This window comes from Actinoplanes hulinensis (assembly GCF_019429605.1).
Taxonomy (GTDB): Bacteria; Actinomycetota; Actinomycetes; order Mycobacteriales; family Micromonosporaceae; genus Actinoplanes; species Actinoplanes campanulatus.
Genome location: NZ_JAHXZI010000025.1, coordinates 1 through 22187 on the forward strand (window position 1 = coordinate 1; position 22187 = coordinate 22187).

The 22187-nt window shown below is 69.1% G+C and carries 16 protein-coding genes; 3 read left to right on the forward strand and 13 right to left on the reverse strand.

What is annotated here, in order from left to right; translation table 11 throughout:
• Window positions 1–507, reverse strand: a 507-nt coding sequence (locus KZ829_RS36050; protein WP_246636865.1) for an RICIN domain-containing protein, incomplete at its 3' end; no start/stop codon positions are given.
• 409 nt (window positions 508–916) lie between these two features.
• Here KZ829_RS36050 and KZ829_RS36055 point away from each other — a divergent pair.
• On the forward strand, window positions 917–2608 hold the full coding sequence (locus KZ829_RS36055) for a cellulose binding domain-containing protein (protein ID WP_220148322.1): 1692 nt from the start codon (window positions 917–919) through the stop codon (window positions 2606–2608).
• A gap of 51 nt (window positions 2609–2659) precedes the next feature.
• On the opposite strand, the gene KZ829_RS36060 is transcribed toward KZ829_RS36055, so the two are convergent.
• Window positions 2660–4084: a WGR domain-containing protein gene (locus tag KZ829_RS36060; protein ID WP_220148323.1), complete on the reverse strand. Its 1425-nt coding sequence runs from the start codon at window positions 4082–4084 to the stop codon at window positions 2660–2662.
• 163 nt (window positions 4085–4247) lie between these two features.
• Window positions 4248–5879: a methyl-accepting chemotaxis protein gene (locus KZ829_RS36065; protein ID WP_220148324.1), complete on the reverse strand. Its 1632-nt coding sequence runs from the start codon at window positions 5877–5879 to the stop codon at window positions 4248–4250.
• 345 nt (window positions 5880–6224) lie between these two features.
• Between KZ829_RS36065 and KZ829_RS36070 the strand changes: the two genes are divergently transcribed.
• Window positions 6225–8066: a two-component system sensor histidine kinase NtrB gene (locus KZ829_RS36070; protein WP_220148325.1), complete on the forward strand. Its 1842-nt coding sequence runs from the start codon at window positions 6225–6227 to the stop codon at window positions 8064–8066.
• Between the two features lie 22 nt (window positions 8067–8088).
• On the opposite strand, the gene KZ829_RS36075 is transcribed toward KZ829_RS36070, so the two are convergent.
• From KZ829_RS36075 to KZ829_RS36115, 9 genes are all read right to left on the reverse strand, one after another.
• On the reverse strand, window positions 8089–8652 hold the full coding sequence (locus tag KZ829_RS36075) for a GNAT family N-acetyltransferase (protein ID WP_220148326.1): 564 nt from the start codon (window positions 8650–8652) through the stop codon (window positions 8089–8091).
• A 41-nt stretch (window positions 8653–8693) separates the two neighbouring features.
• Window positions 8694–9830 (reverse strand): condensation domain-containing protein, encoded by a 1137-nt coding sequence (locus KZ829_RS36080; protein ID WP_220148327.1) that lies wholly within the window; start codon window positions 9828–9830, stop codon window positions 8694–8696.
• Window positions 9827–10858, reverse strand: a complete 1032-nt coding sequence (locus tag KZ829_RS36085) for an NAD-dependent epimerase/dehydratase family protein (RefSeq protein ID WP_220148328.1) — start codon at window positions 10856–10858, stop codon at window positions 9827–9829. The genes KZ829_RS36080 and KZ829_RS36085 overlap by 4 nt, the downstream gene beginning before the upstream one ends.
• Window positions 10855–12696: a fatty acid CoA ligase family protein gene (locus tag KZ829_RS36090; RefSeq protein ID WP_220148329.1), complete on the reverse strand. Its 1842-nt coding sequence runs from the start codon at window positions 12694–12696 to the stop codon at window positions 10855–10857. Before KZ829_RS36090 ends, KZ829_RS36085 begins: the two co-directional genes overlap by 4 nt.
• On the reverse strand, window positions 12696–13586 hold the full coding sequence (locus KZ829_RS36095) for a beta-ketoacyl-[acyl-carrier-protein] synthase family protein (RefSeq protein WP_220148330.1): 891 nt from the start codon (window positions 13584–13586) through the stop codon (window positions 12696–12698). The genes KZ829_RS36090 and KZ829_RS36095 overlap by 1 nt, the downstream gene beginning before the upstream one ends.
• 2 nt (window positions 13587–13588) lie before the next feature.
• Window positions 13589–14638, reverse strand: coding sequence for a 3-oxoacyl-ACP synthase III family protein (locus KZ829_RS36100; RefSeq protein ID WP_308285811.1), 1050 nt, complete (start codon window positions 14636–14638; stop codon window positions 13589–13591).
• 244 nt (window positions 14639–14882) lie between these two features.
• Complete coding sequence (locus KZ829_RS36105) at window positions 14883–16292, reverse strand: endo-1,4-beta-xylanase (protein ID WP_246636866.1); 1410 nt, start codon at window positions 16290–16292, stop codon at window positions 14883–14885.
• Window positions 16293–16695: 403 nt separating this feature from the next.
• Window positions 16696–18045, reverse strand: coding sequence for a glycoside hydrolase family 43 protein (locus tag KZ829_RS36110; protein ID WP_220148331.1), 1350 nt, complete (start codon window positions 18043–18045; stop codon window positions 16696–16698).
• Window positions 18045–19664 carry a glycoside hydrolase family 27 protein gene (locus KZ829_RS36115; RefSeq protein WP_220148417.1) on the reverse strand — a complete coding sequence of 540 codons (1620 nt, stop codon included), beginning with the start codon at window positions 19662–19664 and terminating at the stop codon, window positions 18045–18047. Before KZ829_RS36115 ends, KZ829_RS36110 begins: the two co-directional genes overlap by 1 nt.
• 339 nt (window positions 19665–20003) lie before the next feature.
• On the opposite strand from KZ829_RS36115, the gene KZ829_RS36120 reads away from it, so the two are divergent.
• The gene (locus tag KZ829_RS36120) at window positions 20004–21290 is read left to right on the forward strand and encodes a CE1 family esterase (RefSeq protein ID WP_220148332.1); all 1287 of its coding nucleotides are present in this window, start codon (window positions 20004–20006) and stop codon (window positions 21288–21290) included.
• A 6-nt stretch (window positions 21291–21296) separates the two neighbouring features.
• Here the strand turns inward: KZ829_RS36120 and KZ829_RS36125 are convergent, their stop codons facing one another.
• On the reverse strand, window positions 21297–22178 hold the full coding sequence (locus KZ829_RS36125; RefSeq protein ID WP_220148333.1) for a fructosamine kinase family protein: 882 nt from the start codon (window positions 22176–22178) through the stop codon (window positions 21297–21299).
• Window positions 22179–22187: the final 9 nt, after the last annotated feature.

Here is a 22187-nt window from a genome sequence, read left to right on the forward strand (position 1 = left end):
GCCGACCCGGACGAGCTGCCATTGCTGGTTGGCGCCGTTCCAGTCGGAGTACTGCACGATGTTCGCGCCGTCCGCCGTCGAGGCGCCCTGCACCTCGACGGCCTTGCCACTGTTGCGGTTGATCAACTGGATGTAGCCGTCGACATCCTCGACCTTGAACTGCTGATTCGTGGTGTTGTTGTCCGTCCACTGCACGATCGCGCCGCCGTCGGCCGTCGACAGGTTGTAGACGTCGAGCACCTTGCCCGAGTGCTTCGACCTGAGCCGGTAGAAGCCGCCGCCGGAGTCGACGAACTGCCACTGCTGCTGCGCCTGATCGTTACGCGTCCACTGGGTGATCCGGCCGCCGTCGGCGGTGGACAGGTTGTAGACGTCCAGTGCCTTGCCACTGGTGCGGTTGACCAGCACGTAGGAAGCGCCGGTGTCGATCGTCGCGGCGGAGGCGCTGGGCGGCCCGAGCACGACGGCCGCTGCCGTCAGCACGAGAGCCACCAGGGTTCTCAGCATGCTCCTCATCGTGGAACCGCCTCCTGTTATCGCTAACAACCGGATCGTCTGAGGATGCATGGTGTGGCATGCATCGATAGGCCGGAATGTTGCCAGAAGGTTTCCAGGATTTTCAAGGCACCTTGATGCTCGTATTGGCGGACTATCCAGCGCCCTTCCGCATAACACTTTCCGGGGCGGTCTTCGGGCTCGCGGCATTCATCGAAGTGTGGTCGAAGAAAGTGTTATGCGAGCGACGGTTGACCGGTCGGGGATGCCTCGCCGTCGCGGAATCGCTGATCAGAAGGGGCCGGCCGCTGTTCCTTGAATGAATGGGAGCGCTTCCGTAGCATTCGTCGATCGGCTGTCATCCATGCGAAACGATCGATCCCCGCGATCGTTCAGCCGTTGTCCCCGTCAGGAGAGAAGAATGCGCGAAGTCAAAGGCGCCAGGTTCGGCGCCGCGCTGGGTGGTGTCCTGTTGGCCGGCTCGGCGGCGATCGTGGTGGCGCTTCCCGCCGCCGCGGCCGCGGGCTGTTCGGTGAACTATGCGGTGTCGTCCCAGTGGGAGGGCGGATTCGGCGCCGCCGTGACCATCACCAACCTCGGCGATCCACTCACCAGCTGGACCCTGACCTGGTCCTACGGCGCCGGGCAGACCGTCACCCAGGCGTGGAACGCGACAGTCACCCAGAGCGGGGCAGCGGTCACCGCCAGGAACGTCAGCTACAACGGCGCGATCGCCACCAACGGCAGTATCTCGTTGGGCTTCAACGGATCATGGACCGCCGCCAACCCGGCGCCGGTGGGCTTCGCCGTCAACGGGGTGGCCTGCACCGGTAGCGCCACGCCGCCATCGTCGCCGACCACGTCACCGAGCACCGGGCCCAGCGCCACACCGGACATCACCGTGAACACGGCGACCAGATATCAGACCGTCGACGGTTTCGGGGCGGCGGTGTCGATCTGGGGGAGCGCCTGGTCGGCCGCCGAGACACAGACCCTGGTCGGCCTGGGCGCCAACCAGTTCGGCCTGTCGATCGTGCGGACCGGCGTCTCACCGGTCTCCGGCGAATGGGGCACGCAGGTCAACGCCCTGAAGACCGCGAAGTCGTACGGCTCAGGCGTCAAGATCCTCGCCTCGCCCTGGACCGCCCCCGCCGCGTGGAAGTCGAACAACAGCCGCGTCAACGGCGGCAAACTCAAGACCGACTACTACGACGACTACGCCAACCACCTCAACAGCTACGTCCAGTACATGCGTGGACAGGGCGTCGACATCGACGTCACGTCGATCCAGAACGAGCCGGACTGGCATCCCGACTACGACTCGATGGACTGGAGCGGCACCGAACTGCGCGACTTCGTCCGTGACCAGGGCGCCAAGGTCCAGAACACCAGGCTCATGGTCGCCGAGGCGGTGAACCTCAACTACGGCTACACCGATCCGACCCTCAACGACCCGGCCGCCCGCGACAACATCGGCTACATCGGCGGCCACCTCTACGGCACCGAGGCGTCCGGCCGCCTGAGGGACTACCCGCTCGCCGCGCAGAACGGCAAGCCGGTGTGGATGACCGAGTGGAACCTCCACGAGGCCGACGGCAGCGGCTCCAACATCTGGGGCAACCCCGCCGACCAGACCGTCTGGAACGAGACCCTCGACGACATCATGCGTACGGTCCACAGGTCGATGGAGTCCAACTGGAGCGCCTACATCTGGTGGTACGGCAAGCGTTTCTACTCGTTCATCGGTGACGGCGAGGCCGCCTACGGCACCACGGCCGGCGCCCCGCTCAAACGCGGCTACGCGTTCTCCCAGTTCGCCAAGTACGTCCGCCCCGGTCACCAGCGTGTCGCCCTGGCCAAGAGCACCAAGGCGTCGCCGCTGGAGATCACCGCCTACCAGGGCGGCGGCAAGATCACCCTGGTCGTCCTCAACCGCTCGGCGGGCGCGGTGAACAACGCCGTCATCCGGGCGCCGCAGAACATCAGCCGCGCCGACCACTACGTGACCTCGCTCCACGCGAACGCCGCGAGCCAGCCGGCCACCGTCAACGGTGGACAGGTCTCCGTCAATGTCCCCGCCCGCAGCATCTCCACCGTCGTTCTCACCCCCTGACGGCAGGTCTCCGGCCGGGTGTCGCCGCCGCGCCACCCGGCCGGATCTCTGTCAGCCGAGACGGCGGATGTCGCCGTAGGCGCGGTAGAAGCCGCCGCGGGAGGCCTCCCGGATCCCGGTGACCACGTAGCGGGTGCCGCTCTCCCGGATGCCCTTGGGGAACTGGACCTGCCAGTCGTGGTGGTAGCCGGCGGACACCACGCGAATGCGGAGGCGGCCGGACTCCTCGACGCATTCGACGACGATGCCGTCGGCCGGGTCGTGGACGATCTCGACGGTGGTGGAGGGAGCCACCTCCGCCATGCGCGGCGGGGCCTTCACGTCCACCACCACGGGGACCGTGCCGTCGACGGCCGACCGGATGGCCTGCTCGCTGGCGTCGATGCAGGCCAGCGAGCCGTCGGTGGTGACGAGGTAGAGGCGCTCGCCGTGGTACTGCATGGAGTAGGCGGAGCCGCAACCGGTGGCGAGTTTCCACAGGCGGGTGCCGGCGGCGTCGAAGCAGTAGACCGAGGACGCGCTGTCACCGGCGAAGACATAGCGGCCGTCCTCGGCGGCGGCGCAGGAGAACACGGCGGCGTCGCACTGGTAGGTCTGGCGGTGCTTGCCGTCCTTGCCGAGCTCCGCGACCTGGCGGGCGGACGTGCCGGCGTAGACGGTGTCGCGCTCCTGCCAGCCGAAGAGGACGGCGCCGCGGGTGCCGGTGTGCCACAGCTCCTGGCCGGTGCGCCAGTCGTAGCTGGTGACGCCGGCGCTGTGCCCGTGGTGGACGGCGTTGTCGTCGCAGCGCACCATCCAGGCCGACGAGCCGCGGCCGGGCCGCTGCCACAGGAACTCGTCCTCGTGGTCGATGGCCGCGATGCCGCCGTTGGCGTCCGAGACGCCGAGAACACCGTCGTGGATGTCCAGCCAGTAGATGTCGATCTCGGGTGCGATGCGGTACGCCAGGCGGGGCACCTTGCCGGACAGGTCGTACACGTTGCCGTCGTCGCATCCGGCGTAGATCCAGCGGTCGTCGGCGACGATGCACTTGACGCCGTCGGGAAGCCGGAACTGCCGCTGCACCTCGGCCTGATGGTTCAGCGTGGTGATGAGGCCGGCCTCGTTGCCGACCATGCAGACGTCGTCGTCGACGAAGACACCGAACGCGGGACTGCCGGTCTTGTAGCGCCACAGGACGGGGGCGCGCTTGGCGGTCGAACGGGTGCTGACGATCTGCCGGCGGGTGACCGAGCGAGGCTGCCGCTGACCGATGACCGCCGGCGCATACCCCTTACGGACCTTCTCGCCGATCTTCTTGGCCGCCTCGGAACGGGCCTTGTCCTCGTTGGCGAACGACGACTGCTTGACCTGGCCCCGGTCCCCGATCCGCCCGTAGCGGACGGTGAGATCGGCGCCCTCGACGGTCACCTCGTAGAACTTGTGGGAGCTCCCGTTGTCCTCGGAGAGCTCGAGGTACGTCGTTTCGGCCGGCATCCGGGCCACCTTTCGGCAGAAGGGGGAACGCCGATGAAGATAGCCAGGGGGTACGACATTCTCGGGTCAGCGAAAAACTGCTTGGGTAGGTGAAGTGTTCCGTCGAGGAGACGGGCCGGTGGCCGGACCTGTCCAGGCCCGGCCACCGGTGTGAGTTCGACCGCTATGTCTGGTAGGTGGAGACCAGCCGCTGCAGCCCCGTCGCCATCGCGGCCAGGCTGTTCGCCGTCGCCTGTGTCTCCGACGCGCCCGACGCCGCCGAATCCGCCGCCGTCGCCACCCCCGCGATGTTTCCGGCGATCTCCCCGGTGCCCGATGCCGCCTGCGCCACGTTCCGTACCATCTCGCTGGTCGTCGCGGTCTGCTCCTCCACCGCCGCGGCGATCGTCGCCGTGTAGTCGTTGATCCGGCCGGTCACCTCCGCGATCTCCCCGATCGCCGAGATCGCCTGCGTGGTCTCGCCCTGGATCGCCGAGATCCGCGCCGCGATGTCACCGGTGGCCCGCGCCGTCTCCTGCGCCAGGTCCTTCACCTCGGTCGCCACCACCGCGAATCCCTTGCCGTGCTCACCCGCACGCGCCGCCTCGATGGTCGCGTTCAGCGCCAGCAGGTTCGTCTGCTCGGCAATCGACGTGATCAGCTGCACCACGCCGGAGATCTGCGCCGAGGACTGCCCCAGCCGCGCCACGATCTTGTTGGTCCGGGCGGCCGCCTCGGCCGCCTCGGTGGCCACCTTCGCCGCCTCACCCGCATTGCCCGCGATCTCACCGATGGAGGCCGACATCTGCTCCGCGCCGGCCGCCACCGTCTGCACGTTGCCCGACACCCGGTCCGCGGCCGCCGAGACCGTCCCCGCCTGGGCCGACGTCTCCTCCGACGACGCCGACAGCTGCGTCGACACCGCTGACAACTCCTCCGCGGCGGCCGCCACCTGGGTGGCGTTGTCGGTCACCTCACGCACCATCGACGCCGTCGACCCCGTCGAGGCGTCCAGCGCCATGGCCAGCCGCGCCACCTCGTCGCGGCCGGTGAGCCCGGTCTGCTGGGTGAGATCCCCGCCCTGCACCCGCGTGAGCACCGATACACACCGCGACAGCCGGCCGGTGATCCCGCGGGCGATGAGCCAGCTCGCGGCGCCGGCCAGCAGCACCCCGAGGACGACGAACACGGTCACCGTGGTTCGGGCGCTGTCGGAGGTGGCACGCGACTCGTCGTTGCGGGCGCGGGCGGCGTCGCCTTCGATCTCGATGAGGCTCTGCACCCCGTCGTTGAGGTCAATGAGGATCGGCTTGGCCTCTTCGTCCCGTACGCGGGCGAATTCCTCCCGATCGTCCTTCTCGGCGGCCGGGCCGAGCTTGGTGTCGCGCAGCTGCCGGATGGCGGCGACAGCCTGTTCGACCTCGGCCACCGCCTCCTCCCGGCCGGTCATGTCCGTGCCGGTGTAGGCCGCGAACGCCTGGTCGAAGAGCCCGTCCTGGTCCTGGCTGGCCTGCAGGTACGAGCGCACCTGGGCTGGGTCGGTGGACACCGCGGCGTTGAGCAGGCGGTTCTGCAGGAGATCGGACGCGTGCTGCATGCGGGTCAGGTCGGTGATCGGCACCAGTGTCTGGCCGTACATGTAGTCGGACTGGCTCTGCATCTCGCTCATCCTGGTCAGCGCGACGCCGGCCACCCCGGCGGTCGCCAATGCCATCGCGCCGACAGCCATCCCGATCTTGGTGCCGACCTTGAGGTCGGTCACCAGCCGCGCCCACCGGTGGCCGCGGAACCCACGTACCTCGTCCGACCTGCTCATAACACCCCCGCACTCGACACCGGCTCAGCCGGGTGTGGCCCCCGCCACGTTGCGATTCAGATCGGATGGGCGGCGGAAACGCTGAATACTTCAGCGCAGGAAATATTCGGACGACGATCGGTCCACAGTGAGCGATCCACGCGACCGCCCGGAGGCGGCCGCGCGCAGGGTGCCGACCTCGATCGCGGAGCCGATCACCCCGGGCAGCGCGGTTGATCCGCCCTTTCCGTGGCCGATCTGCCGCTAATGTGAGGTAAACAGCCAGAGACGCGCCTCGCGATGTCGCGGAATCGCGAAATCGACGTGAACTGGCCTTATGTGTGACACCTCCCCAGGAGTGGAGACATGCAGAGGTTGCGTCGAGTTCGTGTCGGCGCGCGACTCAGCGCCACTTTCGGATCGGTCACGCTACTGCTGGTCGTCATGATCGGTGCTGCCGTCTGGAACATCGTCGCGCAGCGCCACGCGGATCAACGCGTGGCCACGTCCGCGGCGCTGCAACGTGACGCGCTGATCGCCAAATTCCGCACCGCCGACCTCAACGGCTGGCAGACCGGGTACGCGTTCAACGCGATCCGGGGCGTGCCGGACGCCACCGCCGACACGGTCGGTATGCGGGCGAATTTCCTGACCTCAGCGGAGGCCCTAAGGCAGGATCTCGCCCGGATCGGAGCCCATGACCTCAACGGGGAGGAGCGGCGGCTGCTGGGCACCGCCGAGTACGCCTTCGACCGCTTCATGGAAGCCGACGAGCGGATCGTGGCCGGGTACCGGGCCGGCACGCCCGCCATGATCGCGGCGTCCAACGACCTGGTCGCGGGTGAGGCACTGCACTGGTTCGACCAGGCCGCCGCCGCGGTCGATCGACTTGCCGTGCAGGCGCAGGCCGACACCGCGAGCGACGCCGCCGCGGCACGAACGACCAGCACCCGAGGGTTGACGCTCATGGTCGTGGTCGGTGTCGCCTGTCTCGTGATCGCCACGGTGCTCACCTGGGCGGCGGCGCGCAACCTCGTGAACAAGGCGCGGAACAAGGCGATCCTGGCCGCCATCGTCGAACAGTCCGCCGACGCCACCCTCACGCTCGCTCTCGACGGAACCATCACGACCTGGAACAGCGGCGCCGAGCGCCTCTACGGCTACACGGCCGACGAGGCGATCGGCCGTCGCGTGGCGATGCTGCTGCAACCCGACAGCGAAGCCCGGCACGCCGGAGTGCTCAAAGGTCTGGCCGACGGCATCGAGTTCCAGTTCGAGGAGACGCCACGACGGCGCAAGGACGGCAGAGAGATCTTCGTGTCGACAAACGTCTGGCCGATCCGCGACGATGACGGCGAGCTCATCGGTGGCGCGGCCACCGAACGCGACGTCACCGCCCGCAGACAGCGGGAGGCCGAACAGAAGACCGCCGACGAACGCGCGGCCCGGGCCGCCCGGCTGGAGAGTCTCGGTCAGCTCGCCAGCGGCGTGGCACACGACTTCAACAATCTGCTCGCCATCATCCTCAACTGCATCGAGTTCATCGCCGAGGACACCGGCGCCGAGGTGGCGGAGGACCTGGCCCGGATCCGCAACGCCGCCCATCAGGCCCAGGAACTGACCAGCCAGCTATTGCTGTTCGCCAAACGGGAACCGACCCACGTCGAGATCGTCGACCTGAACACGGTCGTCACGGACGCCACCGACCTGCTGAGCCGGGCCATCGGCGCCGGCGTCACGCTGCGATGCCACACCTGTTCCAAGGCCCTGCCGGTGTACGCCAACCGCAGCCGCCTCGACCAGATCCTGTTCAACCTCGTCATCAACGCCCGCGACGCGATGCCCGACGGTGGATTCGTGGCCATCGCGACCAGCGCCGTCGAACTTTCCGAAGATCCGGCTCAGCAGACCCTGCCGGCCGGTCGCTACGCCCAGTTGACGGTCAGCGACAACGGCACCGGCATGAGCGCGGAGGTCAAGGACCGCCTCTTCGAGCCCTTCTTCACCACCAAGCCGGCCGACCAGGGCACCGGTCTCGGGCTCGCCACCGTCTACGGCATCGTCGGCGACGCCGGAGGCGCCATCACCGTGGACTCGACGCTCGGCGCCGGCACCACCTTTCGCATCCTGCTGCCCCTGTCGCAGTTCGTCCGGCCGGAGCCGGCGCCGGACCACCGCACACGCTCATCCTCGGGGCTGCCCGGATAGCGGATGATTCCGTCCGGCCCGCCTACGGCGTCGCCTCCCGTAGCCATTCACCGGCGAGCAGGGCGTACGTGTACCCGTCCACCCAGCCCAGCTCGGCGTGCCAGGAATCGCCGACACCGTGCTGCTCACGACGCATGCCGACCTTTTCGAGGACCCGCACCGAGGCGAGATTGTCCGCGAAACAGCCGGCGGTGATCCGTCGAATACCGAGCCGCTCGAACGCGTACGCCACCATCGCGGTGACCGCCTCCGTCGCGTAGCCCCGGCCGCCGAAGGCCGGGTCGAAGGTGTAGCCGAGCAGGGCCTCCGTCCTCGATGGCATGCCGGGCTGTCCCCCCATGCCGTCGAGCGCCTCGAGCGAGACGGTTCCGATCACCACGCCGTCCAGCACGACCGCCCTGCTGTGGTCGTCCGGGTCCGCCGTCGCGCGCCGCCACGCCGCCCGGAAGGGCTCCGGGTCCACATTCGTGCGCAACAGCCAGCGGGTGACCTCCGGCAGATTGCGATACTCCAGGATCCGGTCGATGTCCTCGTCACGCACCGGGCGAAGTTCGAGGCGTTCGGTGCGCAGAATGTCGTTCCCCATGCGGCGGGACGCTAGTGAAAACACCACAACGGCACACCCGATTATCCGTACGTGACGCGGGTCGCGCCCGGCCGGTGCCGGTGTTGCGAGAGCGCCGCCTCGACCGCGTCCAGCAGCGCCTCGGCGCTTTCGGGCCTGCCGTGGTGGGCCATGGTCAGCTCGGTGTGCCCGGGTGACGCCGTCGCCACGATCGACAGTGGGGCCATCGGCGCGTGCGTCGGCAGTGCGAAGACCGTCGACGCCCGGAACCCGCCGGTGCTGAAGTCGGCCGGATCGACGCGACCGAGGTGCGACAGGATCGCCGAGCACAGGTGCCGGTCACCGGCCACCGTCAGAAACCGGGAGAGCAGACCCAGCGGCAGCCGGTATGCGGCCCGTTCCAGCGCCCCGCCGGTGACCTCCCGGCGTTCGACGAGGGCGCGCAGGATCTGTTTGTGCAGGGCCTCCCACGTCTCGTCCGGCCCCGCGGCGAGGAACACCGGCAGGCTCAGGTTGGCGGTGCTGCGCATCGCCGTGTCGTGCCGGCGCAGGTCGACCGGCACCATGAAGCGTGACCGGCCGGCACCGGAGAACGCGGCCACCGCCGCGGCGAGCTTCGCGACCAGTCCGGGAGGGTTGCCGTCGATGGTCCGCCGGGCCCAGTGCCGCGCCGCTGTGCGTTCGACGGGTGGCCCGGCCAACGGTGAGCGCCAGCCGACGCTCGTGCGAGGTCGCCGGCCGGGCGTGCCCAGCCGCTCGACCAGCTCGTAGTCGGTGAGCGCCGCCGGGGCGCCCAGCGGCGGCTCGCCGCGTAGCGCCCGGAACACGTCCGCGATCCAGGTCAGCGCGCCCCGGCCGTCCATCACGGTGTGCGACACCCGGAACAGCACCCCGCCCTCGGCGGCCACGACCTCACAGGTGCGTTCCAGCGGAGCGGACGCGTGATCGGTCCACCGCGCAGTGCCGTCGGCGACGGTCACCGGCGGGGCCTGCCCGGTGTCGGCCCAGGCGCGGCCGTGCCGGGTCAGGCGCGCCCCCGGGCATGCGGCCGACGCCACCCGCACCGCCCGGGTCAGCGCCTCGGGGTCGAGGCGTCCCTCGCCTTCGACGACGAGCTGGACGGCGAAGGGCGGCATGGTGCGCTCGGCGGCCAGGTAGAACCATTCGGTCGGCGACACCGGCCGCTGGTAGCGGCTCACCGGGCGTGCCTGGTGAACGCGTCGACGCCACCGATGCCGTCGGCCCACGCGCGCAACTGCCGGAGCCCGGTCTGCTGGTCGATCACGGGGGCGTACCCGAAGTCGCGGGTAGCGGCGCTCGTGTCGTACGTGCTCGATCGTGTCAGCAGCGCGACCGAGTACCGCGACAGCGGCGGGGAGTGCCGATGGCGCAGGTACGGGATGCGCCATACGGTCTCGACCGTTGCGACGAGCGCGTCGCGTACGGCCGGCGGCACCCGGCGCGTCGGTGGCGCCGCGTCGAACAGCCGGGCGACCTGCGCGATCAGCGCCCACACATCGGTGATCTCGGCGTCGGTCACGAAGTACGCCCGGCCGCCGACCCGGTCCGAACCCGCGGCGAGCAGGCAGGCCCGGGCGGCGCTGGAGACGTGGCACAGCGAGGCGTGCACGGTGCGCCCGCCGGAGAGGTCGGGCAGGCGCCCGGTACGCAGCTTCGCGATCAGCCGGGGCATGAAGCCGTACCAGTCACGCGGCCCCCAGATGCCGCGCGGGCGCAGCGCGCAGGTGGTGAACCCGGGCGCGTTCGCGGCCAGCACCAGGCGTTCGGCCGCCGCCTTGGTCTCCGAGTACAGGTTCAGATATCTGGCCGGGTACGGCGTGCTCTCGTCGATGGCGACCTGATCTCCGCCGTCCATCACGGCGCTCGGGCTGCTGACGAACACGAACCGGCGTACGCCGTTGGCGCGAGCCGCCGCCAGCAGCCGTTCGGTGCCGGCGATGTTGGTGTCGTGGAACTGTGCCCGGGTGCCGTGATCGGTCACCCGCGCCGCCGAGTGGTAGACGACCTCCACGTCGCGCGTCGCCGCGTCGAGTGACGCCGGGTCGGACAGATCCCCGCGCGCCGGTTCGACGCGATGCGCGCCGGCATCCATGGACAGGGTCGCACCCGGGCGCAGCAGGGCGCGTACATCGTCGCCGGCCGCGACGGCCGCCTCGGCGAGGTGCCCGCCGAGGAAGCCGGAGGCGCCGGTCACCAGGACCTTCACGGCAGACCTCGCCACCAGGTCGCGCCGAATACGACGGTCATCGCGACGGCGCGCGCCGGGGTGATGCCGGCCCGGCGGGCCCGGGGCAGCACGACCGGGAGCTGCAGGAGGTGCACGACGATGCTCAGGAACGCGTCGATCCACCACAGTGCCCACAGCGCCGGGTGCGGCATCGGCCCGAGCAGGCCGTACCCGAGGAATGCCCAGCCGGCCAGGGGGAGGAGGCGCGGTGCGAGGTCGCGCCGGCGGCTCGGTCGCAGCCGGTGTGCCGCCCAGCGCGACAGGTACTCCCGGTTGATCTTCGCGTTGTGCCGGATGTCGACCGGGAACGACGGATGGAACATGAACGTGTCCAGGGTCTTCGTCATCGGTTGGCTCTGCGCCAGCTCGTGCAGCTCGCGGCGCAACCGGTCGTGATCGTCGACGCCCCGGCAGGCCTCGACGCACACCACCGGACGGCCGTCGGCCTCGACCAGAGCCGTGCGGTGCACGTCCGGGTGGGCATCGAAGACCCCCTCGCACTGCACGGTGTGCAGGTCACCGACCCGTTGGCTCTTGCGCCCACAGAACCAGATCCGGCCCTGGTCGTCGATCCAGCCGAGATCACCGGTACGGTGCCAGCGCCGGTCACCGTCGGCGATCTTGGAGGCCGCGTCGGCCTCGGGCAGCCGATGGTACCGGGGGCTGACGGTGGGGCCGGCGATGGTGATCTCACCGATCTCGCCGGGCGCCGTACGCAGGTCCTCGCGCCACACCGGCATCGGCTCGTCGGTGATGTGCACGACGCGCACTTCGATGCCGTCCACCGGACGGCCGACGCACGTTCCCGCCCCGGCACGGCTGCCGGCGCCGGCGTCGCGCAGGATCTCGCGTGATTCGATCGAGGCGATCGGCAGCGCCTCGGTCGCGCCGTAGGTGTTGTGGAACCGCAGGTCATGGCGGTGCAGCAGCGGGACGAGCCGATCGGGGACCGGTGCGCCCCCGGAAACCAGGGTGCGCAGCGACGGCAACCGCCGCCCGGTGTCGCGCAGGTACCGGCCGAACGGGCCGAGCAGGGCCGGAGAGGCGAACATGGTGGTGACGCCGTATTCCTCGATCGTGTCGGCGATCGTAGCCGGGGCCGCGGCGCCGACACGGGCCGGGTCGATCGGGGCGAGTACGCAGGTGGAGCCGATCAGCAGGTGCAGGACGCCGAACATCGGCGAGGTGACCAGCGCGACGTCGTCGGCCGACTGGCCGTGTGCGGCGATCACCTGCTCGACCGTCGCCTCCAGGGCGCCGTGGGTGGACTCGACGCCCTTGGCCGGCCCGGTGCTGCCGGTGGTGAAGCCGATCATCAACAGGTCGCCGGCGTCCGGTTGGGCGGTCGGTGCCGGGCCCCGGTGGGTGGCGAGCGTACGCAGCGTGGTCCCGCCCCAGCCCCAGCGCCGTCCGGCGGTGACGAGTGTGCGCGTCCCGGCGAACGCGCGCCGGTTCAGCAACCGCACCACGTGCGCGGCCCCGATACCGATGAACGCGTCGGCTCCGGCGCTGCGGTAGCAGTGCAGCATCCGGCGTACGCCCATGCCGGGATCGACGACGACCGGCACCGCGCCGAGCTTGAGCAGCCCGAACAGCACCGGGAACAGCTCGAGCCCCGGGCGCAGCATCAGGACGGTCTTGGTGCCCTTGCCGATGCCCAGCGCGTGCAGGCCGGCGGCGTACGTGTCGGATTGTTCGTCGAGTTCGTGGAAGGTCAGCCTGCCGTGGCCGGGCCGGATCACGGCGTCTCGGGTGCCGAGGTCACGCGCGTGGGCGGCCAGCCGGGCGGCGACGCCGGCCACGGTCGAGGTGGCCATCAGCGGGCGCCGCGGTAGACCGAGCAGGCCACCGACAGTCCAGCGCCGGCCGCCACGAACAGTGCTTGCGGGTATGCGGCCGCCTGGCCGGTGCTGACCGCCTGGTGGTATGCGAAGGTCAGGGCGGAGGAGTGCGGGTCCGCGTCGACGCCCCGCACGGTGACCACGGCCGGCGCCGCGATCCCCAGGCGCCCGGCCAGCTCGGCCGCGAACGTGGACGTCGGTTGCGACGCGACCAGCAGGACGTCCGACAGGTCGATGCCTTCCTCGGCGGCGTACCGGGCCGCCTCGGCCGCCGCGAACTCGACCAGCCGGTCGGTGTAGTCGGCGTCCCGTTCCACCGTGACCCGCTCGCGTCCCAGTGTTCCGACCGCGTCGAGGTCGATGTAGCCGACGACTCCCGGTGTGCCGCCGTCATCGGCCGCGGTGCCGACCCGGCCGAACCCGGTGCCGGCGTCGGCCGTGCGCGACAGCAGTATCGCCGCGCCGACCGAGGCGTACCCGAAGGCCGGGTCCGGCCGGCCGGACGGGTGTGCGTCGCCGGAGACGACCAGGACGAACTCGGCGTCGCCGGTCTCCAGGAACGCACCGGCCACCTGCACCGCGTTGAGCACCCCGCAGGCGCCGTTCATCAGGTCGAAGGACAGGGCCGCGCGGCCCGAGCGCAGGTAGTCCAGGTTGGTGCCGACGTTCTTCTGGATCAGCGCCGACATCGCCGGTTCGGCCATGTTCTCGTCGCGGTAGACACCGACGTTGATCAGGAGATCCACCTGGTCGGGGCCGATGCCGGCTCGTTCGAGACAGGCGGTGGCGGCGGCCGAGGCGTGCGCGATGGAGCCGCCGAGGTACGGGTCGGTGCTCACGGCCGTGGACATGATGGCGGTGGGCATGCTCAGACCTCCAGCGAGCTGATGGTGGCGGAGACGCAACCGGTGACCACACCCGAGGCGGCCGGCACGAAGAGGTATTTCGCCCCGGCCCGGGCCCTGGGGCCGCGCAGGTGATCGTGCAGGACCAGGAAGTGCGAGGTGGTGGAGGTGTTGCCGTACTTCTCGACCACGGACAGCGACTCGGGCATCGGCGTACCGAACGCGGCCTCGCCATGGTTGTTGAAGTTGCGGATGAACCTACTGCCGACCTGGTGGTGGATGATGTAGTCGTAGTCTTCGGCGGCGAAGCTCGACCCGCGTTTGGCCAGGAAGTCACTCTGGAACCGGGTCCACAGCCGGGAGCGTTCTTCCTTGTGCATCTGATGGTTGTCGGTGTAGAGGGCGATGCCCTGGTTGCGGTCGCTCGGTTTGCCGATGCACAGGTGCGAGTACTCCGAGCAGGTCATCAGCTCCACATAGTGGATCCGGTCGGCCTCCGACGTGGATTCGTCGACGATGACCGCCGCCCCGGAGTCGCCGACGGTCAGCGAGCCGAACTGCGGGTCGTACGCCTCGCCGATCTCCTTGACCGCGGTTTCCGCTATCGCGGTGATCCGTTCACCGCTGACCACGATTCCGTTACGAATGTTTCCTGCCTTGATCATCCGGTCCAGGATCGCGACGCCGGTCATCATTCCGGCGCATGCATTGGAGACGTCGAAGTGAATCGCCTGCCGGGCGCCGAGCGCCCGGGCGAGCTGGTGGGCGAACGACGGCTCGAAATGAAAGTCGTCACCGTCCTTGAACCGGGTGATCGACGTCGAAATGATCACATCGAGGTCGGCGGCGGCGTACCGCGAGCGGGACAGGCAGTCCTCGGCCGCCCGCCGGGCCAGCACGAACGAGTCCTCGAAGGTTTCCGGGTGCTTGTCGTGGACCCGTCGTTCAGCGATTCCGGTGATGCTCTGGAGGTCGAACGGTGGCTGGTAGCTCATCTGTGCGACGAGGTCCCGGGTGGTGACGACGGCCGTCGGAAGGTAGGCGCCGACCGATTCGAAACGGGTGTGAATCACCAGAACACCTTCGGATGGGCGGCCACCCCGGATGGCCGCGCTGAGGTCCCGCGAATTGACTGGGGGCAATGCTTTCGCCAGGCATTCATCCAATCAAGCAAATGAGAGATGTGTCATGCCGGAATTCGTGCCGGAAACCCGTACGCCGCCACCGCGACACGTGCGGGAAACCGTATTCCGGCCACGGCGGATCCGGGCCGGGGCTCTGCTGCCCCGGCCCGGACCGTTACGGCGAACGTGGCGCTCAGCTCAGGCTGAACCGCTGGTTGGCCTGGCCGTTGCAGTCGTAGATCTGGATCTGCTGGCCGTTGCCGGTTCCCCACACGTCGAGGCACCGTCCGGACTGCACGTTGGTGATGGTGCCGTTGGTGTTGACGTTCCACTGCTGGTTGGCCTGCCCGTTGCAGGCGTAGATCTGCACGGCCGAGCCGTTGCCGGAGCCGGCGGCATCCAGGCACCTCGTGCCGTACACCGTCAGTTGCCTGCTGGACGTGAGCGTCCAGGTCTGGTTGGCCTGGCCGTTGCAGTCGTAGAGCTGGACGCGGGTGCCGTTGTTCTGTGTCGCGCCCGGCACGTCGACGCACCGGCCGGACTGGGCGCCGACGATCCGGTTGCCGGTACCCGGCGTGCCCGAGGAGGACGGGGCCGGCGAGGACGGGTTCGGGCCCGCGCCGTTGAGAGCGTTGAGCACCGAGGTGTAGGCGGCCTTCTTGTTGCCGTTGCCGTCGAACAGCAGCGGGTTCTCGCTGGCACGCCAGGAGTCGCTGTCGCGCACGCCCCACACGGTGATGCCGATGCATCGCGGCACGTTGAGGCAGGCCTGGGTCAGGCCGGCGTACTGGCTGGTCGAGGCGTTGGTGACGTCGACCTCGGTCAGGGTGACGTCCACGCCCAGGGCCGCGAAGCTCGACAGGGTGGTCTGGAAGTTGCCCGGCAGCGAGCTACCGCCGGTGAAGTGGGTCTGCAGGCCCACGCAGTCGATCGGCACGCCGCGGGACTTGAAGTCCCGGATCATGTTGTAGACGCCCTGCGTCTTGCCGTAGGACCAGTTCTCGATGTTGTAGTCGTTGTAACACAGCTTGACCGACGGGTCGGCGTTGCGCGCGGTGCGGAACGCCACCTCGATCCAGTCGTTGCCGGTGCCCTGGAGGTTGGACTGGCGACGGCTGCCGTCCTCGTTGAAGGCCTCGTTGACGACGTCCCAGGCGGCGAGCTTTCCCTTGTAGTGGGCCATCACGCCGTTGATGTGATCGATCATGGCCTGGCGCAGGGTGCTGCCGCTGAGACTCTGCATCCAGCCCGGCTGTTGTGCGTGCCAGGCGAGGGTGTGGCCGCGGACCTTCATGCCGCGCTGGGTCGCCCAGTTGTAGATCTGGTCGCCGGAGCTGAAGGAGAACTGACCCCGCTGGGGTTGCGTGGCGTCCGGCTTCATCTCGTTCTCGGCGGTCACCATGTTGAACTCGCGCCCGGCGATCGTGGTGTAGGTGGAGTTGCTGAGCCGGCCGGCGGCGATCGCCGTGCCGAAGTAGCGGCCCGACTGTGCGGCCGCGGCGCCCAGGGTGGACTCTGCGGCATCGGCCGACGGCATCACCGTCAGGGCGCCGAACGCCCCGACGGCGGCAACGGTGCCGGCGATCAGCGTTCGAACCCACAACGATCGGGATCGTATCTCCACGAGGGCTCCCTTTCTCTGGCCGCCGGGCATCGCGCACGGCGGCATACCCGGCATGCGGGGTGAAAGATTCGGTGAGTGCACGAGCCGCGTTAGCACGACGGACTTCAATGCAAGGCCATGCTGGCACGGTAATGGAGTGGAAACAATGGCTTCCGGAGAATTCTCGTAACTATCAGCGCCGGCAACCCCACTTGCGGGCCCGCCTCCATGCCTTCTGCCAGCAGGTTCGCAAGATGGGGCCACCCTGTCGTGCATCAATCTGGGTGCGAACTCATTCAGCGCACGATTCTGTCCCGAAACTTTCAGTCTCGCGACTTTTCGAGCTGTCTCCGCATAACACTTTTGTGTGAACCTTTTTTCGGATCGGCCCGACGTTGAATTCCTAGGCGAACTGCCACCAGTTGACGTTGAACAGGTAACCGGTGCCGCCGGTGAACCGTAGATACAGGTCCCGGGTGCCGGTGGCGCCGCTGACCGGGCAGGTGACGGTCGTCCAGGTCTGCCAGCCGCCGGTGCCCGGCGCCGTACAGGTCCCGGCGAGGGTGCCGGTGGGGCTGCCCAGCCGCAGTTCGATGCGCCCGCCGCCGGTGGCGGAGGCGACCCGTGCGGTGAACGAGGTCGCTCCCGCGCCGAAGGCGGCGCCCTTGACCTTGATGTAGTCGCCGTTGTCGATGAATCCGACGTTTCGGCCGCCTTCGCCGGCCGGTTCGGTCTCGACGCCGGAGCTCCAGGCGATGGTTTCGGCCTCCTGCCGGACGTACGGGTTGAGCGTCCCGAGCTGTGGGGCGCCGGCGGTGGTCATGGTGATCGCCGGGAGGGTGCCGTCGGCGTTGTAGGTGAACCTCTCCACCGCGACCGAGCGGGTGTAACCGCCGCCGCCGGGTAGCGCGCCGTTGTGGTAGAAGAAGTACGAGCCGCCGTTGAAGTCGATGACTGCGGGGTGGTTGGTGAAGCTGCTGCCCTGGGTGGGCATCACGGTGCCGCGGTAGGTCCACGGCCCGGTGGGGCCGGGCGCGGTGGAGTAGCCGATGAACTCCGAGCAGCATTTGGCGGCGAAGACGTTGTAGTAGAGGCCGTTGCGCTTGTAGACCCACGGCCCTTCCTCGTAGAGGGTGGGGCGGGACGTGTTGCCGGTGCGGGTGCCGAAGCCGGCGGTGGTGAGCGGGATCTGGTTCACCCCGCCGGAGTAGCTGATCATGTCGGGGTTCAGCCGGACGTACCAGAGATTGGGGTTGCCCCAGTAGAGGTAGGCCTGGCCGTCGTCGTCGACGAAGACCGTCGGATCGATCTCGCCGTTCTCCACCAGCGGGCGCCCGAGCGCGTCGGTGAACGGGCCGGTCGGGCTGCTGGAGACGCCGACGCCGATCGCCATGCGCCCGGACGTCCGGTTCTTGACGGGGACGTACCAGTAGAACTTGCCGTTGCGCTGGACGACCTGGCCGGCCCAGGCGTCGGCGCCGGCCCAGCCGAACGTGGCCAGGCTCATCGGCGAGCCGTGGTCGGTCCAGTTGACCATGTCGGCGGACGAGTACAGCCGCCATTCCTTCATGGTGAAGTAGGTGGAGTTGTCCTCGTCGTGGCCGGTGTAGAGATAGACGCGCCCGTTGTGCACCAACGGTGCGGGGTCGGCGGTGTAGACGGTCTGCACGATCGGGTTGTCGGCGTGTGCGGCGGACGGGACCGCGATGCTCGCGCACACCAGGGCGAGAGCCCACAGGAGTCTTCTCGGCATCAGACACGGCTCCATCGCTGGTTGGCGGCGGCGGTGCAGGTCCACAGCAGTACGAGGGTGCCGTTGGCGGTCAGGTTGCGGTCGACGTCCAGGCACAGCCCGGAGGCGGCGCCGCGAACGGTGCCGTCGGCGTTGAGGGTCCACTGCTGGTTGGCGCCGCCGTTGCAGTCCCACAGCTGCACCTTCGCGCCCGCGGTCGCGTTGAGCGGAGCGTCGAGGCATTTGCCGACCGCTTGAATGGTCTGGCCGGTGGTGGTCCAGCGCTGGTTGGCGCCGCCGTTGCAGTCCCAGATGGCCGGCTGGATGCCGTTGGCGGTGTTCCCGTTCGGTACGTCGAGGCAGCGTCCCGAGGCGGCGCTGACGAACGTGGTGCCGGCCGGTGGCGTGCTGGTCCCGCCGCTGACCCGGTAGACCGCGGTTCCGTGGGCGGGGACGCTCGCGCTGATGCTGCCGGTGCTGGTCGTCGTCGCACCGGTCCAGGCGTCCTGCAACGTGAAGGAGCTGCCGGACTTGCCGATCGCCGCGGCGGTGGTCGAGATCGTCGTGGTGGAGCCGCCCACGTTGAACAGGGCGACCGCCACGTCACCGTTGGCCAGCCGCTTGGCAAGAACCCGGCGCGTCCCGTCGTACGAAACCTGGGTCGCCTGCAGGCCGAGCGTGTCCTGGTTGATCGCGATGAGCCGCGGGTTTTTCAGAATGGTCTGGGTGGCCGTGCTCATCGACCGCAGGTCGTTGCCGGCGATCAGCGGCGAAGCCATGACCGCCCAGAGCGCGAAGTGACTACGCTGCTCGGTGTCGGTCATGCCGCTACGGCCGACCTCCATCATGTCCGGGTCGTTGAATCCTCCGGGCCGGGCGTATCCGGCCAGCGGCACGGTGACGTCGACGATGTTCTTCACACCCATCGGGTAGCCGTTGGTCTGTCCGGTGTCCCAGGCGTTGGTGATGTCCTCGGTGGTGCGCCACATGTTGGCGACGTCACCCCAGTTGCGCTGCGGACCGGTCTTGGAGTGGATGCTGTTCGGGTTGATGCTGTAGACGATCGGCCGGCCGGTCGCGGCGAGCGCGTCACGCATCTTGGCGAACGTGGTGACCTGGTCGTTGATCGAGCCGCTCGGAGAGCACCAGTCGTACTTGAGGAAGTCGACACCCCAGGCGGCGAACTGCCGGGCGTCCTGCGCCTCGTGCCCCTGGGCCCCGGTCGCGCCGGGGTAGCTGCCGAAGTACTGAGCGCAGGTGCGGTCCAGCGGCGCCTGGTAGATACCGAACTTGAGCCCACGGCTGTGCAGGTAGTCGCCCAGCGCCCTCATGCCGCTGGGGAACCGGGCCGGATCGCCCTGCAGGTTGCCGGAGGCGTCGCGGTTCGGGTTCATCCAGCAGTCGTCGACGACCACGTACTGGTAGCCCGCGTCGCGCATACCGCTGGAGACCATCGCGTCGGCCATGCCCCGGATCAGCGTTTCGTTGATGTTGCAGCCGAAAGTGTTCCAGCTGTTCCAGCCCATCGGCGGGGTCCGGGCCACGCCATTGTCCAGCGCCTGGGCTGCGGAGCCGGGAAGGACGGCCGCGGCGCCGGCCAGCAGCAGGCCCACGGCGAACAGGGTCTTCAGATTCTTCATCATCGCCTCTGGTTTTGGCAGTTCCTGTTATCGCTCACAATGGTCCCCATGCAGTTGCACGCCTGATGCGGCCTGGTTCTGGGAGCGCTAACAGCTTGCCTCGAAAGATTGCCAGGATGTTTCGAGACATTCAAGAGGGACTTTGCCGTTATTCGAGAAGCAGGCGCGGTGAATGGCGACTTTCGTCGCGTGAAAACTATTTGTGGAAAATCTGTTATGTCGACCCGCTGCCGGAAGTCGCTGCCGCTTTCGTTGAAATTTACGAAGCGTCTCCGTAACATCCGAGGCATCCAGCAATTGACATAGTTGGATTCGTTCATCCAGCTTCCGGAGGCTTCCATGGCAGAGCGAACAGCAAGAGACCGCGCCGTGCTCAGCACGGCTGTCGCCGCCGCGGCGCTGATGATCGTCGCGGCGACCGCCGTTCTCACCGGCGGGACCGCCTCGGCCGGGCGGGTGACCGCCCTGGCCGCCACCGCGGGATGCGGAAAGGCGCCGACGTTGCGGGACGGGACCTACACGATCCAGAGCGGCGGCCGGGCCCGGACGTACATCCTGCGGCTGCCCGGCAACTACACCAGCAGCCGGGCCTACCGGCTCGTCGTCGGCCTGCACTGGCTCAACGGCAGCGCGAACGACGTGGTCGGCAACGGCTTCTACGGTCTACAGCAGCGGGCCGGCGACAGCGCGATCTTCGTGGCGCCGCAGGGACTCGACGCCGGCTGGGCGAACACCGGCGATCGTGACGTGACCCTGGTCGACGACATCCTGCGCGTCGTCGAGGGAGACCTGTGCGTCGACACGTCGCAACGGTTCGCCCTGGGCTTCAGCTACGGCGGCGCCATGAGCTATGCCCTGGCCTGTGCGCGGCCGACCGTCTTCCGGGCGGTCGCGCCGATCGCCGGAGCCAATCTCAGCGGCTGCTCCCCGGGCACCCAGCCGGTCGCCTACTTCGGCATCCACGGCATCCGGGACAGCGTCCTCAACATCTCGATGGGCCGGTCGATCCGGGACACCTTCGTCCGGGCCAACGGCTGCACGGCGCAGAGTCCGCCCGAGCCGGCGCAGGGCAGCGGAACCCACCTCACCACGACGTACTCGGGCTGCCGTGCCGGACATCCGGTTCAGTGGGCGGCGTTCGACGGAGACCACGTGCCCCTGCCGGTCGACCGCAACGCGTCGTCGTCCTGGGTGTCCGGCGAGGTGTGGCAGTTCTTCACCCAGTTCGGCGGCACGACCACGCCGTCGAACTCGCCTTCCAGCCCGTCGAGCCCTTCGTCGAGCCCTTCGTCGAGCCCGAGTTCGCCGGGCGGCACGGCCTGCCGCGCCACCAGCACCGTCAATTCCTGGAACAACGGCCTGACCGCCAACATCACCGTCACCAACACCGGCGGTTCCACGATCAACGGCTGGACCGTCGCCTTCGTCCTGCCCTCGGGTCAGACGATCACCAACGGCTGGAACGCCACCTACGCGCCCACCTCCGGCCGGGTCACGGCGACCAACGTCGCCTACAACGCGGGCCTGGCGCCCGGCGCGTCGGTCACCTTCGGATTCCAGGCCACCCACACCGGCGACAGCGGGCCCCCGGCCGGGTACGCGCTGAACGGTTCCGCCTGCACATGACTCCGGTCAGGGCCGCGCCCGGAACGGCGCCAGCGTGGCGCGGATCGTCTCGGCGGCGCCCCAGTCGTCGTCGAACTGGGCCAGGACCGCCAGGTGCTGCCGCAGTTGGATGACCGGCATGCGGGCCGGCCAGTCGTCGTCGAGACCGGTCAGCTCGGCGTAGACGTCGAAGAACCGGCGTGACTCCGGTGGCGGCGCGGTGGTCCAGAGATGGGCCAGATCCACCTCCGCCCACGTGTACGACACCGCCGGGTCGATCAGCGCCGCTCGCCCGTCCACGGTGGCCAGCACGTTCTGCGCCCACAGGTCGCCGTGCGTCAGGCAGGCCGGCCGGTCCGGCAACAGTTCGGGGAGCCGGTCACACAGCCGTTCCAGCGCGGCCCGGTCGGCGGGTTCGAGCGCGGCCTCGACGCGGGGCTCGCCGAGCCAGCGGAGCAACCGGTTCTCCGCGAAGAAGGCGAAGCCGTCGTCGGCCCACCGGTTGACCTGCCGGCGGCGGCCCAGCCAGTTGTCGCGGTGCCATCCGAAGCGGGGATGGACGGTGCTCGTGTGAAGGCGGGCGAGCGCGTGCGCGAACCGCTCCCAGAAGGCCTCATCGGGTGGTCTCGGTCGCAGAATCGACAGCACGAGCAGTTCCCGGCCGGCCACGATCACGTCGGGTGTCGCCACCCCGCCGAGCTCCCGCAACGCCGCCAGCCCCTCCGCCTCCGCGGCGAAGGCGTCACCGTCCAGCGCTTCGGCGAACGCTTTGACGAAGACCGGCGGCCCGTTCTCGCGGCGGGCTATCCCGGCGAGCGCGGCGAGTCCACCGCTCACCGGCTCGACGGTGACGACGTCGCGGATCCCCGCCCGCGACAACCGGTCCGCCAGAAGAGCTGTCGAGGACATCGGCGGTGG

Excerpts from the sequence above, each read along its gene's own strand:
- KZ829_RS36095 (WP_220148330.1), bottom strand. The coding sequence starts at position 13,586 with ATGCCCACCGCCATCATGTCCACGGCCGTGAGCACCGACCCGTACCTC.
- KZ829_RS36120 (WP_220148332.1), top strand. The coding sequence starts at position 20,004 with ATGGCAGAGCGAACAGCAAGAGACCGCGCCGTGCTCAGCACGGCTGTC.
- KZ829_RS36075 (WP_220148326.1), bottom strand. The coding sequence starts at position 8,652 with ATGGGGAACGACATTCTGCGCACCGAACGCCTCGAACTTCGCCCGGTG.
- KZ829_RS36115 (WP_220148417.1), bottom strand. The coding sequence starts at position 19,664 with ATGAAGAATCTGAAGACCCTGTTCGCCGTGGGCCTGCTGCTGGCCGGC.
- KZ829_RS36070 (WP_220148325.1), top strand. The coding sequence starts at position 6,225 with ATGCAGAGGTTGCGTCGAGTTCGTGTCGGCGCGCGACTCAGCGCCACT.
- KZ829_RS36125 (WP_220148333.1), bottom strand. The coding sequence starts at position 22,178 with ATGTCCTCGACAGCTCTTCTGGCGGACCGGTTGTCGCGGGCGGGGATC.
- KZ829_RS36110 (WP_220148331.1), bottom strand. The coding sequence starts at position 18,045 with ATGCCGAGAAGACTCCTGTGGGCTCTCGCCCTGGTGTGCGCGAGCATC.
- KZ829_RS36060 (WP_220148323.1), bottom strand. The coding sequence starts at position 4,084 with ATGCCGGCCGAAACGACGTACCTCGAGCTCTCCGAGGACAACGGGAGC.
- KZ829_RS36090 (WP_220148329.1), bottom strand. The coding sequence starts at position 12,696 with ATGGCCACCTCGACCGTGGCCGGCGTCGCCGCCCGGCTGGCCGCCCAC.
- KZ829_RS36055 (WP_220148322.1), top strand. The coding sequence starts at position 917 with ATGCGCGAAGTCAAAGGCGCCAGGTTCGGCGCCGCGCTGGGTGGTGTC.
- KZ829_RS36065 (WP_220148324.1), bottom strand. The coding sequence starts at position 5,879 with ATGAGCAGGTCGGACGAGGTACGTGGGTTCCGCGGCCACCGGTGGGCG.